2 rRNA genes (1 of these 2 cut by a window edge) are annotated in these 2,810 nt (G+C 57.0%); both read left to right on the forward strand.

Going from position 1 to position 2,810, the window contains the following annotated elements:
• A 23S ribosomal RNA gene (locus ACIBO1_RS32160) occupies window positions 1-2,594 on the forward strand (it extends 520 nt beyond the left edge of the window).
• 98 nt (window positions 2,595-2,692) lie between these two features.
• Window positions 2,693-2,809, forward strand: a 5S ribosomal RNA gene (rrf, locus tag ACIBO1_RS32165).
• Window position 2,810 lies beyond the last annotated feature (1 nt).

Genomic DNA, 2,810 nt, shown 5'->3' on the forward strand with positions numbered 1-2,810 from the left:
CTTCCTGGTGACCGATAGCGGACGAGTACCGTGAGGGAATGGTGAAAAGTACCCCGGGAGGGGAGTGAAATAGTACCTGAAACCGTTCGCCTACAATCCGTCGGAGCCTTGAGGGGTGACGGCGTGCCTTTTGAAGAATGAGCCTGCGAGTTAGTGGCATGTGGCGAGGTTAACCCGTGTGGGGGAGCCGTAGCGAAAGCGAGTCTGAAGAGGGCGTTTGAGTCGCATGTTCTAGACCCGAAGCGGAGTGATCTAGCCATGGGCAGGCTGAAGCGCGGGTAAGACCGTGTGGAGGGCCGAACCCACCAACGTTGAAAAGTTGGGGGATGACCTGTGGTTAGGGGTGAAAGGCCAATCAAACTCCGTGATAGCTGGTTCTCCCCGAAATGCATTTAGGTGCAGCGTCGCGTGTTTCTTGCCGGAGGTAGAGCACTGGATGGTCTAGGGGGCCCACAAGCTTACCGAAATCAGCCAAACTCCGAATGCCGGTAAGTGAGAGCGCGGCAGTGAGACTGCGGGGGATAAGCTTCGTAGTCGAGAGGGAAACAGCCCAGATCACCAGCTAAGGCCCCTAAGCGTGTGCTAAGTGGAAAAGGATGTGGGGTCGCATAGACAACCAGGAGGTTGGCTTAGAAGCAGCCACCCTTTAAAGAGTGCGTAATAGCTCACTGGTCAAGTGGTTCCGCGCCGACAATGTAGCGGGGCTCAAGTACACCGCCGAAGCTGTGGCATTCACATGTGTGCTTCGCAGGATTCCTTCGGGTTTCTTGTGCAGGTGTGTGGATGGGTAGGGGAGCGTCGTGCCGGGGGTGAAGCAGCCGAGTGATCGAGTTGTGGACGCGGCACGAGTGAGAATGCAGGCATGAGTAGCGAAAGAAGGGTGAGAAACCCTTCCGCCGGATGACCAAGGGTTCCAGGGCCAGGTTAATCCGCCCTGGGTGAGTCGGGACCTAAGGCGAGGCCGAGAGGCGTAGTCGATGGACAACGGGTTGATATTCCCGTACCCGCGAAAGAGCGTCCCTGACGAACCTCGTTGTGCTAACCACCCGAGCTGTGGGCGGTCTTCGGACCAATCATGGGGAGCGTGGGAACCTGGCGGGTAGTAGTCAAGCGATGGGGTGACGCAGGAAGGTAGCTGAGCCCGGCCGGTGGTTGTGCCGGGGTAAGCGTGTAGGCCGACGTGTAGGCAAATCCGCACGTCATGGGGCTGAGACGTGATGCCGAGCCGATTCAGGTGAAGTCAGTGATCCTATGCTGCCGAGAAAAGCCTCTAGCGAGTTCTTAGCGGCCCGTACCCCAAACCGACACAGGTGGTCAGGTAGAGAATACCGAGGCGATCGGGCGAACTGTGGTTAAGGAACTCGGCAAATTGCCCCCGTAACTTAGGGAGAAGGGGGGCCGGAGACGTGAAGCCCCGCGCGGGTGGAGCGTTGTATGGCCGCAGAGAGCAGGGGGAAGCGACTGTTTACTAAAAACACAGGTCCATGCGAAGAAGTAATTCGATGTATATGGACTGACGCCTGCCCGGTGCTGGAACGTTAAGGGGACCTGTTAGCTCTTCGGGGCGAAGCGGAGAACTTAAGCGCCAGTAAACGGCGGTGGTAACTATAACCATCCTAAGGTAGCGAAATTCCTTGTCGGGTAAGTTCCGACCTGCACGAATGGCGTAACGACTTCCCCACTGTCTCAACCACAGGCCCGGCGAAATTGCAGTACGAGTAAAGATGCTCGTTACGCGCGGCAGGACGGAAAGACCCCGGGACCTTTACTATAGCTTGACATTGGTATCTGAGTTAGCTTGTGTAGGATAGGTGGGAGCCGGTGAACCTCATACGCCAGTATGGGGGGAGGCAATCTTGAAATACCACTCTGGTTGATTCGGGTATCTAACTTCGGACCGTTATCCGGTTCAGGGACAGTGTCTGGTGGGTAGTTTAACTGGGGCGGTTGCCTCCTAAAAGGTAACGGAGGCGCCCAAAGGTTCCCTCAGCCTGGTTGGCAATCAGGTGTTGAGTGCAAGTACACAAGGGAGCTTGACTGTGAGACTGACGGGTCGAGCAGGGACGAAAGTCGGGACTAGTGATCCGGCACTTGCGTGTGGAAGCGGTGTCGCTCAACGGATAAAAGGTACCCCGGGGATAACAGGCTGATCTTCCCCAAGAGTCCATATCGACGGGATGGTTTGGCACCTCGATGTCGGCTCGTCGCATCCTGGGGCTGTAGCAGGTCCCAAGGGTTGGGCTGTTCGCCCATTAAAGCGGTACGCGAGCTGGGTTTAGAACGTCGTGAGACAGTTCGGTCCCTATCCGCCGTGCGCGTAGGATACTTGAGAAGGGCTGTCCCTAGTACGAGAGGACCGGGACGGACGAACCTCTGGTGTGCCAGTTGTCCCGCCAGGGGCACGGCTGGTTAGCTACGTTCGGAAGGGATAACCGCTGAAAGCATCTAAGCGGGAAGCTCGCTTCAAGATGAGGTATCCCACCCACCTTTGGTGGGGTAAGGCCCCCAGCTAGACGACTGGGTTGATAGGCCGGAAATGTAAGCCCGGTAACGGGTTCAGTTGACCGGTACTAATAGGCCGAGGACTTGACTATCAAAGTTGCTACGCGTCCACTGTGTAACTCACAACAAACAAACACACCCCAACACGGTTGGTGTTGGTGCAGGTTGGTGTTTGACATGTTGATAAGGTTACGGCGGTCATGGCGGAGGGGAAACGCCCGGTCACATTCCGAACCCGGAAGCTAAGCCCTCCAGCGCCGATGGTACTGCACCCGGGAGGGTGTGGGAGAGTAGGACACCGCCGGACA

It is taken from the genome of Micromonospora sp. NPDC049903 (genome assembly GCF_044460945.1).
In the GTDB taxonomy this organism is placed as follows: domain Bacteria; phylum Actinomycetota; class Actinomycetes; order Mycobacteriales; family Micromonosporaceae; genus Micromonospora.